The 403-nt window shown below is 33.7% G+C and carries 1 protein-coding gene; it reads right to left on the bottom strand.

From position 1 onward, the window contains the following. The coding region (locus LDP10_RS03265) for a flagellar hook-basal body complex protein (RefSeq protein ID WP_265197288.1) at positions 1-389 on the bottom strand (389 nt) is incomplete at its 3' end. Positions 390-403 lie beyond the last annotated feature (14 nt).

Below are 403 nucleotides of genomic sequence, written 5' to 3'. Positions count from 1 at the left end.
GTTACCAATTGACCATTTTGGTTAATTTGAAAAGAACCGTCTCTAGTATAAGCTAAATTACCATCTGGTAGTTGAACTTGAAAAAAACCTTGGCCATTGATTGCAATATCTTTTGATGAATCGGTTTTAGAAAGGTTACCTTGACTATGGACACGTTCTGTAGATACCGGCCTGACTCCTGTTCCTAGTTGTAAACCTGAAGGCAAAATTGTATCTCCTGATGAGTCAGAACCTGGTTGTCGTATATTTTGATAAATCAGATCTTCAAATATAGCTCTTGATTTTTTAAATCCATTTGTACTGACATTAGCTAAATTATTAGAAATAACGTTCATGTTAGTTTGTTGAGAATCTAGTCCAGTTTTTGCTATCCATAAAGAAGGAATCATAATTTATTACATCC

The organism is Buchnera aphidicola (Pemphigus obesinymphae) (genome assembly GCF_026122815.1).
GTDB lineage: Bacteria > Pseudomonadota > Gammaproteobacteria > Enterobacterales > Enterobacteriaceae > Buchnera_C > Buchnera_C aphidicola_BJ.
The sequence above is the reverse complement of the archived record's forward strand: the minus strand, read 5'-3'. Positions and strand labels throughout refer to the sequence as shown.